This window comes from Paenibacillus sp. J22FR83 (assembly GCF_059691955.1).
The window spans coordinates 287694-302670 of the sequence record NZ_JCAUAM010000010.1; the positions used below are offsets into that span (position 1 = coordinate 287694).

16 protein-coding genes and 1 riboswitch are annotated in these 14977 nt (G+C 46.1%); of the genes, 7 read left to right on the top strand and 9 right to left on the bottom strand.

Annotation, left to right across the window (positions count from 1 at the left end; genetic code table 11):
- Window positions 1-7: 7 nt before the first annotated feature.
- Window positions 8-757, bottom strand: coding sequence for an HAD family hydrolase (locus AC58PV_RS19600; protein WP_497434010.1), 750 nt, complete (start codon window positions 755-757; stop codon window positions 8-10).
- 140 nt (window positions 758-897) lie between these two features.
- On the opposite strand from AC58PV_RS19600, the gene polA reads away from it, so the two are divergent.
- The 5 genes from polA to AC58PV_RS19625 all read left to right on the top strand — a co-directional run bounded on the left by polA (window position 898) and on the right by AC58PV_RS19625 (window position 6520).
- Window positions 898-3561 carry a DNA polymerase I gene (polA, locus tag AC58PV_RS19605; RefSeq protein ID WP_497434011.1) on the top strand — a complete coding sequence of 888 codons (2664 nt, stop codon included), beginning with the start codon at window positions 898-900 and terminating at the stop codon, window positions 3559-3561.
- Window positions 3562-3616: 55 nt separating this feature from the next.
- On the top strand, window positions 3617-4477 hold the full coding sequence (gene mutM, locus AC58PV_RS19610) for a DNA-formamidopyrimidine glycosylase (RefSeq protein ID WP_497434012.1): 861 nt from the start codon (window positions 3617-3619) through the stop codon (window positions 4475-4477).
- Between the two features lie 98 nt (window positions 4478-4575).
- Window positions 4576-5310 carry an MntP/YtaF family protein gene (locus AC58PV_RS19615; protein ID WP_497434014.1) on the top strand — a complete coding sequence of 245 codons (735 nt, stop codon included), beginning with the start codon at window positions 4576-4578 and terminating at the stop codon, window positions 5308-5310.
- A 35-nt stretch (window positions 5311-5345) separates the two neighbouring features.
- Window positions 5346-5942 carry a dephospho-CoA kinase gene (gene coaE, locus AC58PV_RS19620; RefSeq protein WP_497434015.1) on the top strand — a complete coding sequence of 199 codons (597 nt, stop codon included), beginning with the start codon at window positions 5346-5348 and terminating at the stop codon, window positions 5940-5942.
- Window positions 5939-6520 carry a lytic transglycosylase domain-containing protein gene (locus AC58PV_RS19625; protein ID WP_497434016.1) on the top strand — a complete coding sequence of 194 codons (582 nt, stop codon included), beginning with the start codon at window positions 5939-5941 and terminating at the stop codon, window positions 6518-6520. Before coaE ends, AC58PV_RS19625 begins: the two co-directional genes overlap by 4 nt.
- A 97-nt stretch (window positions 6521-6617) precedes the next feature.
- Here the strand turns inward: AC58PV_RS19625 and AC58PV_RS19630 are convergent, their stop codons facing one another.
- Window positions 6618-6836, bottom strand: coding sequence for an alpha/beta-type small acid-soluble spore protein (locus tag AC58PV_RS19630; protein WP_068662656.1), 219 nt, complete (start codon window positions 6834-6836; stop codon window positions 6618-6620).
- Between the two features lie 111 nt (window positions 6837-6947).
- Between AC58PV_RS19630 and nrdR the strand changes: the two genes are divergently transcribed.
- Entirely contained in the window at window positions 6948-7427 is a 480-nt protein-coding gene (gene nrdR, locus AC58PV_RS19635; protein WP_056616650.1) for a transcriptional regulator NrdR, read from the top strand.
- Window positions 7428-7523: 96 nt separating this feature from the next.
- On the opposite strand, the gene AC58PV_RS19640 is transcribed toward nrdR, so the two are convergent.
- Together AC58PV_RS19640 and AC58PV_RS19645 are read right to left on the bottom strand one after the other, a co-directional pair.
- Complete coding sequence (locus AC58PV_RS19640) at window positions 7524-7946, bottom strand: DUF4183 domain-containing protein (RefSeq protein WP_497434017.1); 423 nt, start codon at window positions 7944-7946, stop codon at window positions 7524-7526.
- Between the two features lie 290 nt (window positions 7947-8236).
- Complete coding sequence (locus tag AC58PV_RS19645; RefSeq protein ID WP_497434019.1) at window positions 8237-8425, bottom strand: hypothetical protein; 189 nt, start codon at window positions 8423-8425, stop codon at window positions 8237-8239.
- Between the two features lie 41 nt (window positions 8426-8466).
- A riboswitch (cyclic di-GMP riboswitch) is annotated at window positions 8467-8571 on the bottom strand.
- Window positions 8572-8652: 81 nt separating this feature from the next.
- On the opposite strand from AC58PV_RS19645, the gene AC58PV_RS19650 reads away from it, so the two are divergent.
- Window positions 8653-8826, top strand: coding sequence for a hypothetical protein (locus AC58PV_RS19650; protein WP_497434020.1), 174 nt, complete (start codon window positions 8653-8655; stop codon window positions 8824-8826).
- A 77-nt stretch (window positions 8827-8903) separates the two neighbouring features.
- On the opposite strand, the gene htpG is transcribed toward AC58PV_RS19650, so the two are convergent.
- From htpG to AC58PV_RS19675, 5 genes are all read right to left on the bottom strand, one after another.
- A complete protein-coding gene (gene htpG, locus AC58PV_RS19655; RefSeq protein ID WP_497434021.1) occupies window positions 8904-10784 on the bottom strand; it encodes a molecular chaperone HtpG in 1881 nt (626 codons plus the stop codon).
- 947 nt (window positions 10785-11731) lie between these two features.
- Entirely contained in the window at window positions 11732-12403 is a 672-nt protein-coding gene (locus tag AC58PV_RS19660; protein WP_497434022.1) for a DUF559 domain-containing protein, read from the bottom strand.
- Between the two features lie 122 nt (window positions 12404-12525).
- Window positions 12526-13206 (bottom strand): NAD-dependent epimerase/dehydratase family protein, encoded by a 681-nt coding sequence (locus AC58PV_RS19665; protein ID WP_497434023.1) that lies wholly within the window; start codon window positions 13204-13206, stop codon window positions 12526-12528.
- A 27-nt stretch (window positions 13207-13233) separates the two neighbouring features.
- A complete protein-coding gene (locus tag AC58PV_RS19670) occupies window positions 13234-13986 on the bottom strand; it encodes a hypothetical protein (RefSeq protein ID WP_497434025.1) in 753 nt (250 codons plus the stop codon).
- 95 nt (window positions 13987-14081) lie between these two features.
- The gene (locus AC58PV_RS19675; RefSeq protein ID WP_497434026.1) at window positions 14082-14912 is read right to left on the bottom strand and encodes a helix-turn-helix domain-containing protein; all 831 of its coding nucleotides are present in this window, start codon (window positions 14910-14912) and stop codon (window positions 14082-14084) included.
- Window positions 14913-14977 lie beyond the last annotated feature (65 nt).

The following is a 14977-nucleotide window of genomic DNA, read 5'->3' on the forward strand; positions in this document are numbered from 1 at the left end:
AAAAGTTTCAAAAGGTATAGATTAATTGTTTAAATGAACGAACGATAATCACTTTCTGCTTGCCGATTCGCCTCTCTGAGATTTTCTTAATATTAGCAGGGTGAATCCAGACCGCATCCATCCCGGTAGAAGCAGCGCCTACCACATCGTTACGCCACGAATTACCAACCATCACACTCTGGCTCGCAGCCGTGTTCATCGATTTCAGGGCTCCCTCAAAAATCGCAGGATGCGGCTTTCGTGGTCCATCATTCTCTGTTGTAAACAAACGCTCTTGGTCGAACCAGGAAGTTAACTTCATTTTCTCCAAATTACGCTGCAGTCGATTCCGATTCCCGTTACTGATAATGGCTAGCTTATATTGACGCGAGAGCACCTCTAGTGTATCTTCTACCCCTGGAAATAAAGCGACGAAATGGTCTTCTTTCTCTTCGATTTGATGGAAAAAATTTCGCGTGAACGCGGTACTCACTCCCATTGGATAGGGATGGAGTGCTTTCATTAAACAAATATGCCGCAACTCGTCTGGCGAGATGGGACTTCGGATAGGTGTTTTGCGATGGCGGCTCCACTCAGCCTTATAGCTAAGCAGTGCCTCTTGCGCGGTCAGTTTCGAATCCTCTGTTTCCCACCGTGCCGTGAAATCCTGCATAACTTCAAGGAAAGCGGAGTCGAAGCATTGTCTGCGATCAAGAATCGTATTATTCATATCAAAAAAAATAAGCTTTTTACGTGTGGGTGAGAAAAAAGGACTCATACGGAGAACCTCCCTCTGAAGACCTGACCGTCCTGACTTGTAAAATATCGGCTCCTTACATGTTTATGTAGGGAACCGTTTTTTTATTTTAATTTCGTATGCTATGATTATGGAAGTATGTCTAAAATTGGGGTGAACTTATGGATAAGCTTATTATTATTGATGGGAACTCAATCGCGTTTCGTGCTTTCTATGCGTTGCCGCTGCTCAGCAATTCAAGTGGTTTACATACCAATGCGGTATACGGCTTTACGACCATGCTGTTGAAATTGATTGAAGAAGAAAAACCAACTCATTTTCTTGTTGCATTTGATGCAGGGAAAATTACGTTTCGGCATACAGAATATAGTGAATACAAAGGTGGTCGTCAGAAGACGCCATCAGAGCTTTCCGAACAATTCCCGTTAATTAAAGAATTGCTGAAAGCTTTCAAAATCCCGCAGTTTGAGCTGTCTGGTTATGAAGCAGATGATATTATCGGAACGTTGACGAAAGCGGCAGATGCAAGAGGAGAGAAAGTGCTTCTCGTGTCTGGGGATAAAGATATGCTCCAACTTGCTTCTGAGCAGGTTACTGTTGCGATTACCCGCAAGGGAATTAGCGAAATGGATCGCTTTGATCCGGAAGCTATTAAAGAGAAATATGGTCTTACGCCGCATCAAATCATTGATTTGAAAGGTCTGATGGGCGATACGTCTGATAATATCCCAGGGATTCCTGGCGTAGGTGAGAAGACTGCACTCAAAATGTTGCATGACTTTGGCACTGTGGAAGACGTGTTGGCGAACACTGCCAGTCTGAAAGGCAAGATGAAAGAAAAAGTGGAGGAGCATGCGAAGAGCGCTCTTATGAGTAAAGAGCTGGCGACGATCTATCGTGAGGTTCCAATGGAAACCGAATGGGAGTCGTTCCGCTATGATGGCTTTGATGGACAAGCGTTGTCCACGATGTTTCGCAAGCTAGAATTCAAGTCGCTGCTAGAGAAGCTGGATTTCGGTGCCGTTAGCGTGGAGGCCGAAGATCTCGTTGTCGAGAGTCTGGAAGCTGTTGCGGTTACAGAAGCGAATATTCGTGAGTTGATTGACAAATTAGATGATCACGCTGCCATTCATGTGGAAGCGGTTGGAGAGAATCCTCATCAAGCTGTGATGGTTGGGGTTGTCTGGTTTATCGATGATGGTGCTGACAACACCTCGTATTACGTGCCGTTTGACCTGCTGCAAAGCGATGCAGGCAAACCGCTGCGCGATTGGCTCAGCGACCCTTCCAAGAAGAAGCAGCTCTTCGACCTGCATCGCGCGCAGCTCGCGCTCGCCTGGCAGGGCATCCACCTGGCAGGGGTGGATTTCGATGTCTTGCTGGCCGCTTACCTCCTCGATCCGACGGATTCGAATCTCAGCTTGAGCGCCTTGTCAGCGAAGTACGGTCTGCCATCTGTGAAGGCAGACGAGGATGTGTTCGGCAAAGGCGCGAAGTTTCGCCTGCCGGAACTTGCCGCGCTTAGCGACCATGTGGGTCGCAAAGCGATGGCTATGGCGCGCATGGTACCCGTGCTGCGCGATGAATTAGAGAAGGGCGAGATGCATCGCCTCTTCTACGAGCTTGAACTGCCCCTCTCCGCCGTTCTGGCGGAGATGGAGATACGCGGCATCGCCGTCGATGCCGAAGGGCTCAAAACGCTCGGCGTGGAGCTTGGCAAGCAGCTGGACACGATCATGTCCAGCATTTACAAGCTCGCCGGCGTCGAGTTCAACATCAACTCACCGAAGCAGCTCGGTGAGGTTCTCTTCGAGAAGCTGGGGCTGCCAGCTTCGAAGAAGACCAAGACCGGCTACTCGACGGATGCCGAGGTGCTGGAACGTTTGGCCCCTTACAACGAAGTTGTGGGGCAGATCCTGCACTACCGCTCGCTAGCGAAGCTGCAGTCGACATACGTCGAGGGGCTGCTCAAAGAGGTGCGGCCGGAGACCGGTAAGGTGCACACCTACTACCGGCAGACGATCGCCGCGACGGGACGCCTCAGCTCCCAATTCCCGAACCTCCAGAACATTCCGATTCGTCTGGAGGAGGGGCGCAAGATCCGCAAGGTTTTCGTACCATCCGAACCAGGATGGTACATGCTTGCAGCGGATTACTCTCAGATCGAGCTGCGCGTGCTGGCGCACATCTCGCAGGATGAGAAGCTGAAGGAAGCGTTCCTTCAGAATATGGACATTCACACGAAGACAGCGATGGACGTCTTCGGCGTGGAGGAAAGTGCCGTTGACAGCAATATGCGTCGTCAAGCGAAAGCCGTTAACTTCGGAATCGTATACGGCATTAGCGACTACGGCCTGTCTCAGAACCTGGATATTACCCGCCGGGAAGCCGCTCAGTTCATTGAACAGTATTTCGCGGTGTTCCAAGGGGTTCGTCGATATATGGATGACATCGTCAAAGATGCTCGTCGTGACGGATATGTCACGACATTGCTTCAACGTCGACGCTTGTTACCTGAAATTACACATTCGAACTTTAATATACGTTCATTCGCAGAGCGTACTGCGATGAATACACCGATTCAAGGAACCGCGGCAGATATTATCAAGCTAGCAATGGTGCAAATGGCTGACAGATTAGCGAAAGAAGGATTAAAGAGCCGCATGCTGCTTCAAGTACACGATGAGCTTGTTTTCGAAGTGCCGGAGGATGAGCTTGAAACGATGAAGGAACTGGTGCCAGAAGTCATGGCGTCTGCTTTGAAGCTGGACGTTCCTTTACGTGCGGACGTTGATTTCGGTTTGACTTGGTATGATGCCAAGTAACAAGTGGGGAGCGGCGTGAACTGCCGCTCCCAATTTCAAGAAGGAGGTGAACACCTTGCCTGAGCTACCCGAGGTCGAAACCGTCAAACGAACACTCAATGCGCTCATTACAGGGAAAACGATCGCCCGTGTTGAGGTAAGGCTGCCTCGCATTATCCAGAAACCCGACGACATTCAGCAGTTTGAAACGCTCTTGCAAGGGCAAACCGTTGAAACGATTGAACGTAGGGGGAAGTTTCTGCGCTTCGTGCTCACAGACTATGTGATGGTTTCTCATTTGCGCATGGAAGGCCGATATGGCTTGTACGCAGGTGATGACTCGCTCGAGCTGCATACCCATGTGTTGTTTCGTTTTACAGACGAGAGTGAACTGCGGTACAAGGATGTGCGGCAATTCGGCACGATGCATCTATTCCCGAAGGGCGAAGAGCTTACGCAACCACCTTTGGTGAAACTAGGTATTGAGCCGCTGGATGAAGCTTTCACCCTTGAAGCATTTCGCAAGGTGATTGGGCATCGTGCTACGAAGATCAAGCCGCTCCTGCTCAATCAAGCATATATCGTGGGCATTGGGAATATTTATGTAGACGAGTCCCTCTTCTTGGCAGGAATTCATCCCGAACGGGAAGCTTCCTCGTTGAGTAAGAAAGAGCTCGGTTTGTTGCATGAAGCGATTATCCGTACACTCCAAGATTCCGTTGAAGTTGGCGGATCATCCATTAAATCTTATGTGAATGGACAAGGCGAAATTGGCCTTTTCCAGCATCAATTGAACATTTATGGCAGACAAACACAGCCATGCAAAACGTGCGGACAAGAAATTGTGAAGACCGTCGTGGGAGGCAGAGGGACACACCTATGTCTCACTTGCCAACCATTAAAGCCCAAGCGGTCGCGAAAGAAGTCTGAGAAATAGGCACGAGAAGCGTACCCTCCCCATATGATATGGAGTACTTAGCCTAGGTAACAGCCCATAAGGCCTGTTAGTTGGGTAAAACGCTTAGGAGGGTTTGTATGCTTCCTGTCATATCTCTGCTCATTTTGGCATTCGCAGTTTCTTTGGACGGTTTCGGTGTTGGTGTGATGTATGGATTACGCAAAATCCGCATTCCACTTATCTCAATTGGAATTATATCGCTTTGGTCTGGTATCATTATTTTTACATCGATGCAGATCGGCGTTTTGATGTCTTCCTTCATGTCACCTATGGTTGCCAAGCGTATTGGGGCAATCATCTTAATCGGCATTGGTGTATGGGCTCTTGTACAAATGAGACAAGGGCAGAAAAACCAAACGCAACAAGAAGCTCCTGCGGCAGATCAAGCCATGGTTAGCTCTATGCCCTACGAAGAGATTCGCAACTCGGGTTATGTGGAACCGGTGACGTTCGACACGTTGCAGCGGACCAAGGAGATTCTCAGTATTGAGTTGAAACGGTTTGGGCTTGTGATTCAAATACTGCGAACGCCATCTATAGCGGATGTAGATAAGTCCGGCAATATTTCAGCCTCGGAGGCTACCTTGCTTGGCTTAGCGCTTTCATTGGATGCCTTCGGAGCTGGAATTGGGGCTGCACTTATCGGTTTCGTGCCGTTATTGACGGCTTCTGTTATTTCGATTTCAAGTGGATCTTTACTGGCTGTCGGCTTACGGATTGGTTTCCGTTATGCCGAAATGAACTGGATGAAGAAGTTATCTATTCTCCCAGGCTGCGTACTTATTGTCATGGGACTTTTGAAAATGCTATAGTTCACTCACAATGAACCTTTAGGAGAGAAGCACTTATGAATATCGGCTTAACAGGTGGTATTGCCTGTGGAAAAAGTACGGTTAGCCGCATGTTGGTTAGCCGTGGTGCCCTTTTAATCGATGCCGATCAGATAGCTCGTGATGTCGTGGAGCCTGGCAGCCCTGTTCTTGAACAGGTTGCTGCTCATTTTGGACAAGCGGTGATTGGCCCCGACGGATCTTTGCAGCGTAAGAAGCTTGGTGAAATGATCTTTGGATCGCCTGAAGCGAGAAAGCAGCTAGAAGGCATACTGCATCCCCCCATCCGGGCGAGAATGCGTGAACTCATGACTTTGTATGAACGGGACTACCCCACCAAGCTGGTGGTGGTCGATGTTCCTTTACTCATAGAATCGAATTTGGTCTCGATGTTTGAGGAGATCATGGTTGTTTATATTCCGCGTCACATGCAGTTGGAACGTCTGATGCAGCGAGATGGCTTGTCCGAAGAGACGGCCCAGCTTCGACTGGACGCACAGATGTCAATTGAGGAGAAACGAAAGTTCGCCGATATCGTAATTGATAATAGCGGGACTTGGGAAGAAACCAACATGAGGGTGGAGCTGTTCTGGGTAGGGAAGGGATTGGCATGACGTTCTTTCGAAAAAAACGAATGTTTGCTCTTCTGTTGATCGCATTTGTCATGATTCTCTTCATGAATAGCGCAATTATAGGCAGAAAGCTATATCCCATCTACTATCAGCAGGAGATTAAGCAAAGCGCGGCGAAACACAATGTAGATCCTTTTCTTATTGCTGCCATTATTCGCGTCGAAACGAATTATAAATATCATTTAGAATCAAACAAAGGCGCAGTAGGGCTCATGCAGTTGATGCCAGACACCGCTGATTGGATTGTTGAATCCTCGAATTTAGGGCCTCATACACAAGAAGATTTGCTTCGTGTCGATATTAATATTTATTTGGGATCATGGTATCTAAATTGGTTAATTAAGCATTATAATGGGAATTTGGTCTACGCCATCGCAGCGTATAATGCGGGTCAAGGTAATGTGAATAAGTGGAAAAATAACAACGTCTGGGACGGTTCGGAAGATAAGATCCGTGATATCCCTTTCGGTGAAACTCGTCATTATGTGCAACGTGTTCTCTATTATTATGAGAAGTACACGAATCTTTACACGGAACAATGGCAAGGTGAAGGCGTTTAGCTCCGAATAAAACAAAGAAGCATTGGACTAGCTCCGAATGGAGCGCAAAGTCCAATACTTCCTGTTTTGCAGAGTCATTAGCGTGTGTTCTTCAAGATTACTTGAATTGACCTGCTAGAGATTGTTCTGCGATTTGCACCAGGCGACGAGTAATGCTTCCACCAATAGAGCCAGTGTCACGAGAAGTCATGTTGCCATAGTAGCCATCTTGTGGGATAGCAATACCAAGCTCTTGAGCTACTTCGTACTTCAACTGATCCAAGGCTGCATTAGCTTGTGGAACGACTAAAGTATTACTGCTTTTGTTTGAACTCATGTCTGTTCACCTCCTTGTCGGTTGGTAAATCTATTGTGTGCAGAACCTCGAACTTCAAGACATGTAACATCTGGTAATGATATTTCCAAGTGAGAAAGGAGATGAAAGCGAATGAAATGCCCATTCTGTGACCATTCTGGTACGAAAGTGCTTGATTCCAGGTCTGCCAATGAGAATAAATCCATTCGGAGGCGCCGTGAGTGCGAGAAATGCGCGAGAAGATTCACGACTTTCGAAATGGTAGAAGAAACACCGCTAATTGTGATTAAAAAAGATGGAAGCCGGGAAGAATTTAGTCGAGAGAAAATTTTACGTGGCTTAATTCGTGCTTGTGAAAAAAGGCCCGTTTCCATGGAGCGTTTAGAGATGCTCGTCTCCGAAGTCGAAATGCAGCTTCGTACGACAGCACATGCTGAAGTCGATAGCCTTGGCATTGGTGAAATTGTGATGGAGCAATTGTACCCCGTCGATGAAGTGGCCTACATTCGCTTCGCCTCTGTATATAGGCAGTTCAAAGACATTAACATGTTTTTGAAGGAGTTAACGCAAATATTGGGAAAGCATGACGTCGGGCTGCTCCGCGATAAATAAGCAGCATATGTTCGAAATAGAAGCCGCGTTGTCTCATGGATGATTTCATGAGGCGGCGCGGCTTTATATTTGTTGGTTTACTTTTAACCTTATGAGCTAATACGTATTAATTGTTGTCGTCACGACCAAATTGTTCGTTGTTGAGGTAGAGGAGGAGGAAGCAGTGAACGATAATGTTTCTAAGCAGACTGTCACTCCAATAGTGAGTCCCGTGTTTATCACTAAACTAGCTGTCGTTAATGTCGTTAAGTAGCCTAAGAGAAGGGCACCATTCACGAATACATTGTAATACCCGTTGCTGCCGGGAACCGTCAGGCTATTGGCTGCCAAGTTAGCTCCTGTGTCATCTCGAAAGCTGGAGGAAAGGATCGTCGTCACGCCTCCAAGAATATTTCCCAATACGACATTGGCCGTGAAACGTTTGACAGCTGGAATAAGGGTTGTAGTCGTTGTAGTCGTAATACTTCCTGTCACGACACTAGTCGCCGTTAAATGAAGGGGAATCAAGTGTTCGCTCATGGTTGTCCTCCTTTCAGGGAGAGTTGTGTGTTACTCTAGTAATCCTAGTATTTCATATATATTATGTTCGAAATAGCTAGTTTGCTTGGGACAATTAGATGGTGACACGAATTGATTTGTTTTTTTTCGAAATGTGACAAAAAATAAATAAAAGACAGCGCCAAATGCGCTGTCTTTCGTTGTTTCATCAGAGAAAGTCAATCATGACGCGCCCTCATGAGTATTTGAAAAAAAATTATTCTAATGACATCAACCGACTGTATTTTTGAAAGCGATAAGGCATAATTCGGTTATTGAGTGCGTTTGTCCAATTCACTTCGAAGAAAATGAATAAATCGGATGGCTTCATCGCATGTTAATACGTTACCACTGAATGAAAAAGAGAACATGTCCATAATACTATCATCAGGTAGATGCAAGTTGTCGATTAAGTGTTTTACGTCTGTGTTCATATTGCCGTCAATGACCATTTTATTCAAGTTGAAATTCCTCCTTTGTCGAACTGCCATTATCGGATGGAGGCGGTAGCTGGCTGACATATTGGATTGGGGTATGGGATATCATTGCCAATTTAGTCCCTTTAGCTTTGCGTCACCACTTTTCAGCGGTTTTGCCCTTATCAACCGATAACGTCTTATGAAAACTATATCACATGTTCGGTTTAACGTGCTATTAATTACATTAATTCGAAGGATGGTTGAAGCATATGTCCGTCAAAAGCGCAAAATTAAGTAAAATTTCACACGAATTGGATATTGTTAAGGTAGCAGAGGCGCTTGGTCTTGATCAGGCTCGTTTACTCGCATATGTTTATAATCGACCAGAGGCTATTCACGCATATCTGGCGGATGAACCGGCAACGCCTTCGGATGCGTCCTAAGCATATGTGCTAACATACATACGTCTTACGTAAAAAAGCACCGCAACAGGGAAGTTGCAGTGCCTACATGCAAAGGATTACACCATGATTTTACAAATATCGTTCGTGAATTCAACCGGATCTTGCAGCGGCAGGCCTTCAATGAGAAGAGCTTGGTTGTACAAGAGCGCTGTGTAGAGATTCAATTTTTCTTTATCCTTTTCAAAAGCATCCTTCAAGGAAGCAAATACGTCATGGTTAACGTTGATTTCTAATACTTTCTCTGCCTTAACGTTCGGGTTATTCGGCATCGCGTTCAAGATTTTTTCCATTTCGATGGTTACATCGCCATCTGTGGATAAGCATACTGGGTGCTTTCTCAGACGCTTGGAAGCTTTGACGCTTGATACTTTGCCTGCCAATAAACCATTCATGTAGTCGAAAAGGTCTTGATTTTCCTTTTTATCCGACTCAGAATCGTTGGCGTTATCCTCTACATCAATACCCAGATCCCCGCTTGATACTGATCTGAATTCCTTCTCTTTGTAGGTCATAATCATCTTGATCGCGAACTCATCAATATCATCTGTGAAGTAAAGGATCTCGTAGCCTTTATCGGTGACAAGTTCCGTCTGTGGAAGTTTATCAATGCGTTCAATGGACTCACCGGAAGCATAGTAAATGTACTTCTGATCTTCTGGCATTCTCGCAACATACTCGTCCAATGTAACAAGTTGTTTCTCTTTGGAGGAGGAGAACATCAATAGATCCTGCAGAAGCTCTTTATGCGTGCCGTAGTCGCTGTAAACACCGAATTTAAGCTGTCTGCCGAAGGACTTGTAGAATTGCTCGTATTTCTCTCTCTCGTCCTTCAGGAGGCTTTGAAGCGAGCCTTTGATTTTGCTGGAAATATTCTTCGCAATTAATTTAAGCTGACGATCGTGTTGCAGCATCTCACGGGAGATGTTGAGTGACAAACTTTCGGAATCAACCATCCCTTTTACGAAGGAGAAGTAATCAGGAAGCAGGTCCGCACATTTATTCATAATGAGAACGCCGTTAGCATAAAGCTCAAGGCCTTTCTCGTATTCTTTGGAATAGTAGTCATAAGGCATGTTTTCAGGGATGAAGAGGATTGCTTGGTAAACGACCGCGCCATCGGCACTCACATGAATATGCTTAAGCGGCTTGTCGAAGCCATAGTGTTTCTCATGGTAGAACTTCTCGTAATCATCCGGCGTAAGCTCGCTTTTGTTTTTGCGCCAGATCGGCACCATGCTGTTCACGTGCTGCTCTTCTTGGAAGTCCTCGTATTCGCTCTCGCTGCCTTCTTGTAGACGTCTGCTAGTGATGTCCATTTTGATCGGATAACGGATGAAGTCGGAATACTTCTTGATAATCGCTTTCAGGCGATACTCGTCCAAGTATTCGTCATAGTTATCATCTTCGGTATTCGCTTTGATTGAAAGGACAATCTCCGTACCGATTGAATCTTTCTCTGCTGGTGCAATGGTGTACCCGTCTGCGCCATCGGATTCCCATTTGTAAGCTGTGTCGCTGCCAAGAGCTTTACTCGTTACGGCGATGTGATCAGCGACCATGAACGCGGAATAGAAGCCTACCCCGAATTGGCCAATAATGTTGTGGCCGTCTTTGCTTTCGTTCTCTTTCTTAAAAGCAAGAGATCCGCTCTTCGCGATAATCCCCAAGTTGTTCTCAAGATCTTCTTTCGTCATCCCGATCCCCGTGTCGCGAATCGTTAAGATACGTTTGTCTTTATCAGCTGTAATTTTGATGAAGTAGCTATCTTTGTCAAAAACGAGCGAGTCGTCTGTAAGCGCCTTGTAGTAAATTTTGTCAATCGCATCGCTGGAGTTGGAGATAAGCTCTCTTAGAAAGATTTCACGTTGTGTGTAAATCGAATTGATCATCATTTCCAAAAGACGCTTGGATTCGGCTTGAAACTGTTTCTTTTCCACGGATAGATCTCCTTTCGATATGTACCAGGTTGATAATTAGCACTCGCACACTGTGAGTGCTATACACTAACTTTATAACATCCCTGAAATTCAATGTCAATTAGCATGGAGAGAAAATATGAGAAGTTGCGGGGAGAATTAATTTGTGATGGGGATTAGGCGGCAAGTGGTAACGGGGGAAGTATCGCTAGACGGCCGTGTTAGGTGAATGAGGAGAAGGGATATGGAAGGGAATTGAGTAGTTGGTAATTAAGTGACTGGGGGATAACTGGGTAAATGGTTTGCCGTGGGGGAGCTGGAGAAGAAAGTTGAGGATAGTAGAGTAGGGTGATGCGGGAATGGGATGAGACGAGGAAAGTAAAGTAGGGTGAAGCGGGAGTGGAATGAGAATATGTGAAGTAAAAGAGCTTGGGAGCAACGAATGATAACATACAGGTCAAGATAACATGCTGGTGAAGCTGCAAGTGTGGAAGCAACGCCAATGAATAGCTGGCCCTCAATTCTAATTGTCAAAAATGCAAAAAAGCACTTTTGGAACACGGTTTTCGGTCAATTATTCGAAATTGATGCAAAAAGGCATCTATTTGATGAGTTTTAACGTGATATCCGAGAAAATCGATAAAAAGGATGCCTATTTGCACTTATTTCCCAATTTTGGAGGTGATTGAGGAGAAAAGGTTGTATATTTGCATTTTTGGGGAGAGGGTTTACCCACCAGCCACTGCTACCGCGACTACGCAACTAGTCTTTTCCATATCCCACCACATCGCACAACCATCTCTACTACTTACCCTCACGTTTTCATAATCCACCAGTATCTATCGCATTCGTCACACATCGCAACTAGCTACCTCGCCACCAGTTCTTCCATGCTCCCACTCCACACATCCCCGCCACTCGCCTCCCAGACTCCAACCCAACCCAACCCAACCCAACCCGTCACCTCGTCACATCAAATGAATATGCTCCCGTTTTACTAACTCGTACCGAAGGACGTGTTTGCCTTCTGCTCCGGCGTGCGGGATAAACCAGCCTTTGTCGCAGAGGGACTGGAGCACGCGGACGGACGAACGGTAGTTGATAGATAGATGCGTTCTTACATCAATTGGACGGATTGGCTGCGCGAGCGTGTAGGCAAGGCGAATGATTTCCCGTTCCATCACATTATCTAAGCGGACAGGCGAGGTGCTAGTCTGAAAGCGACTAATCAACATGCGAAGTAGTGTAAGGCAGAGTTCAGGGCGATTGGCCACATCATCATATGAAAATGAAATCACCTGATACCCCATCGCAGCCAAAAAAGTTTCTCGATTAAGCTCATTGCAGTATTTTTGCCTGTCCATGTCGCGCACGTGAGGGCCGTATCCTTTGATCTCGATGATCAATTTCACAAAGGAGGTAAGCCAAGCAAAATCACAGAAATACGAACGTCCGCGCCAATCCAATACTTCGAATTCGGGGTGCAACTCATCGAAATTGCCACGGAGCTCCCACCAGACGCTCTGACAGAATAGTTTTTCTGCCTCCTGATGTCCGCGCTCCAATCGGCCTCTACGTTCTCCGGTTCTCTGGTTCAAATGGTTCTGTATCCATGAAGCATGGTCGTGGTCGAAACTCATAGCATCAATCCCTTCTTGAAAATGAAAAAAACGCCCCTGTGCCATATTAGAAATGGACAGGGACGTTCTTCGTCTCTTACCTATCAGTATAATGGAAATCCGCCGATTGCACTAGGGAACATTTATAGACCCGATGTCCTCCCAGCAGCCTCACGAATATCGGTGCTCTCCAGTATTGCCTTCTCATATCCACTTCTCGCGACAGTGATCATGGCACGGCCAATTTGCTCGGAATCGATGACGGAATTCGGAAACCATTTGTGCAGAAGTGGGAAAATTGGGCTTAAGATGACGATGAAAGTTTGGTATAGTTTGGTTTTGGATTTAACACCGTTTTTCGGCAGTATCGCGCCAGGACGGAACATGAAGGCTGATTTGAATGGAAGCCTGAGGAGCGCATTTTCCGTTTTGCCTTTGACACGTGCCCACATGCTGCTGCCTTGTTCAGTACTATCTGTACTGGCACCTGTCACATAGACGAAGGTCATCTTGGGTTGGATTTGGACCAACGTTGTGGCGATCGACATGGTCAAATCGTAGGTGATCGCATGATACTTTTCCTCGCTCATACCTACAGATGAAACACCGAGACAGAAGAAACAAGCATCAATACTTGAAAGCTCATCCGTTAATGGGGATAAATTGGTGATTTCCTTGAGGACATGTTCACGGAACTTCGAATGAGTCTGCTGTGTGTCGCTTCGACCAATCGAAACGACATTGTTAACTTGAGGATCACGCAAACACTCACGCAACACGCTTTGCCCGACCATCCCCGTTGCACCAAAGATGAGAACGTTCATAGATGGGTGCCACCTTTCGCAAATAAATTAAGAGAGCAGAACGGATAAGAGACACAGTATCGTGTTAATCATCATGATGCTGATTTGTAGGGGGTGCTTTTTGACAGTGGTAATAAAGGTAATCATGGCAGGACTTGCAAGATAAGACTCGATATACGTTTTTCCTGATATTTGAATAATACCCGCGAACGTTAATGAATTGGCACGCATAATCAGCCATAGCCCTGGGTTCAAAGTAAGGCAAACAATGAGCAGCGGAGTAGTCAAAACAGCGAGATGATAAAATCCAAGGGGCTGCTTAAATTCGTATATGACAAAATCCCAGTTCCAAAGCGTATAAGCGATGGCCCAGAAAATCATGGCTTCATTAACGGTGATGTAATAACTTCCTAGCCATGTTCCCGTGATGACGAATGACGTTGCGATTAGAAGAAGTCCCGAAATGACATTGTAGTAATTCTTGTTCTTCCAATCAGTCAATGTCGCTTCCAAAATGTTAATCCGCAGCAGCCACACGATAATTGGCACTAGCCATTCACTAGGGAAGTATCCTACGAACGTCAATACAACTAATACTCTCCCAATGACCAAGGTTGATAGTTTTAATTTTTCGAAGAAGTCTGATCGTAAGGTAAACAAAATGCAAATCGGGATAACAACATTAATAATTCCATTAGCGTACAGAGGTGAGAAGGCGGTAAGTGTGGTGCCGAGGGATAGAATAGCCAAAATGATGAGAAATCCGGTCCATTGGGGCAATTTCAATAGTCGTTCTGTCATATACTTCCAACCCTCATTCTAAATAGATTGATGCTAGTATCATACTAAACTTAAATGGTTCTCGTATAGATGCATTTGTTATGGAATGCTGCCCTTCATAGGCGGTGTAACTTGCGATAGGAAGATGGCGTCATTTGTATGCGTTTTTTGAATACACGGCTCAAATAAAACTCATTCTCAAAGCCGCACTGCCCCGCAATTTGCACGAGGGTCATGTCACTATCGAGCAGCAGTTTTTGTACATTCTGGATACGGAGTGCCGTTAAGTAATCGATCGGCAGAATGCCGGTCGATTTTTTGAATCTACGGGTAAATTGCACCTGTGTCAAACCGAGTTCACTCGCGATATCTTTCAAAATGCAGGTGGAACCCGCTTGTGCTCGCAGGCGTTGTGCAGCCTCTTCAATCAGAGCATCCCTGCTATTCGTTCCAGTAGATGTCCAAGGAGAAGCCGATGCGGGGCTTGCCGAATAAGCCTCTTCCACAACCAGCATCCAGAGGTCTGTAAGCACATGTTGACGCAGAGACGAGGCGACGGTGCTTTCATGCTGAAACCATTTTTTCAAGTAGGCATAGTTCGAGGACAACCGATGGAGATCGTGAATGGTTTGTTTTCCTGATGGCATGGAGTTGGAAGTAGACAGTGGACAATCGGCCTCATCGACCCAATCCAGCAGCAAGACGTGAAAGGATAAGGGCTGAATGACTTCCCTCCGAAAAATAACCCCAGGTGGACATACGATTAGATCGCCGAAGGAAGCTGTCCCCTCTTGTTCTTGAATCTGGTAGGAGAAGCTCCCATTCTCTACTGCAAATAGCACCCAACATTCATTCGCATCTTCGTGAAGTTGAAAGGCGACCTTTTCTTTCCAGTACATGTGACTGAGCAGCTTAGGTCGTGCACCTGATGCTTCGAAGGATTGCATATGCCGGCCTTCCCCTCTCATGTTTTTTCGTTTCTTGTCTCTTCATCATAATGGAAAGGCTTCCT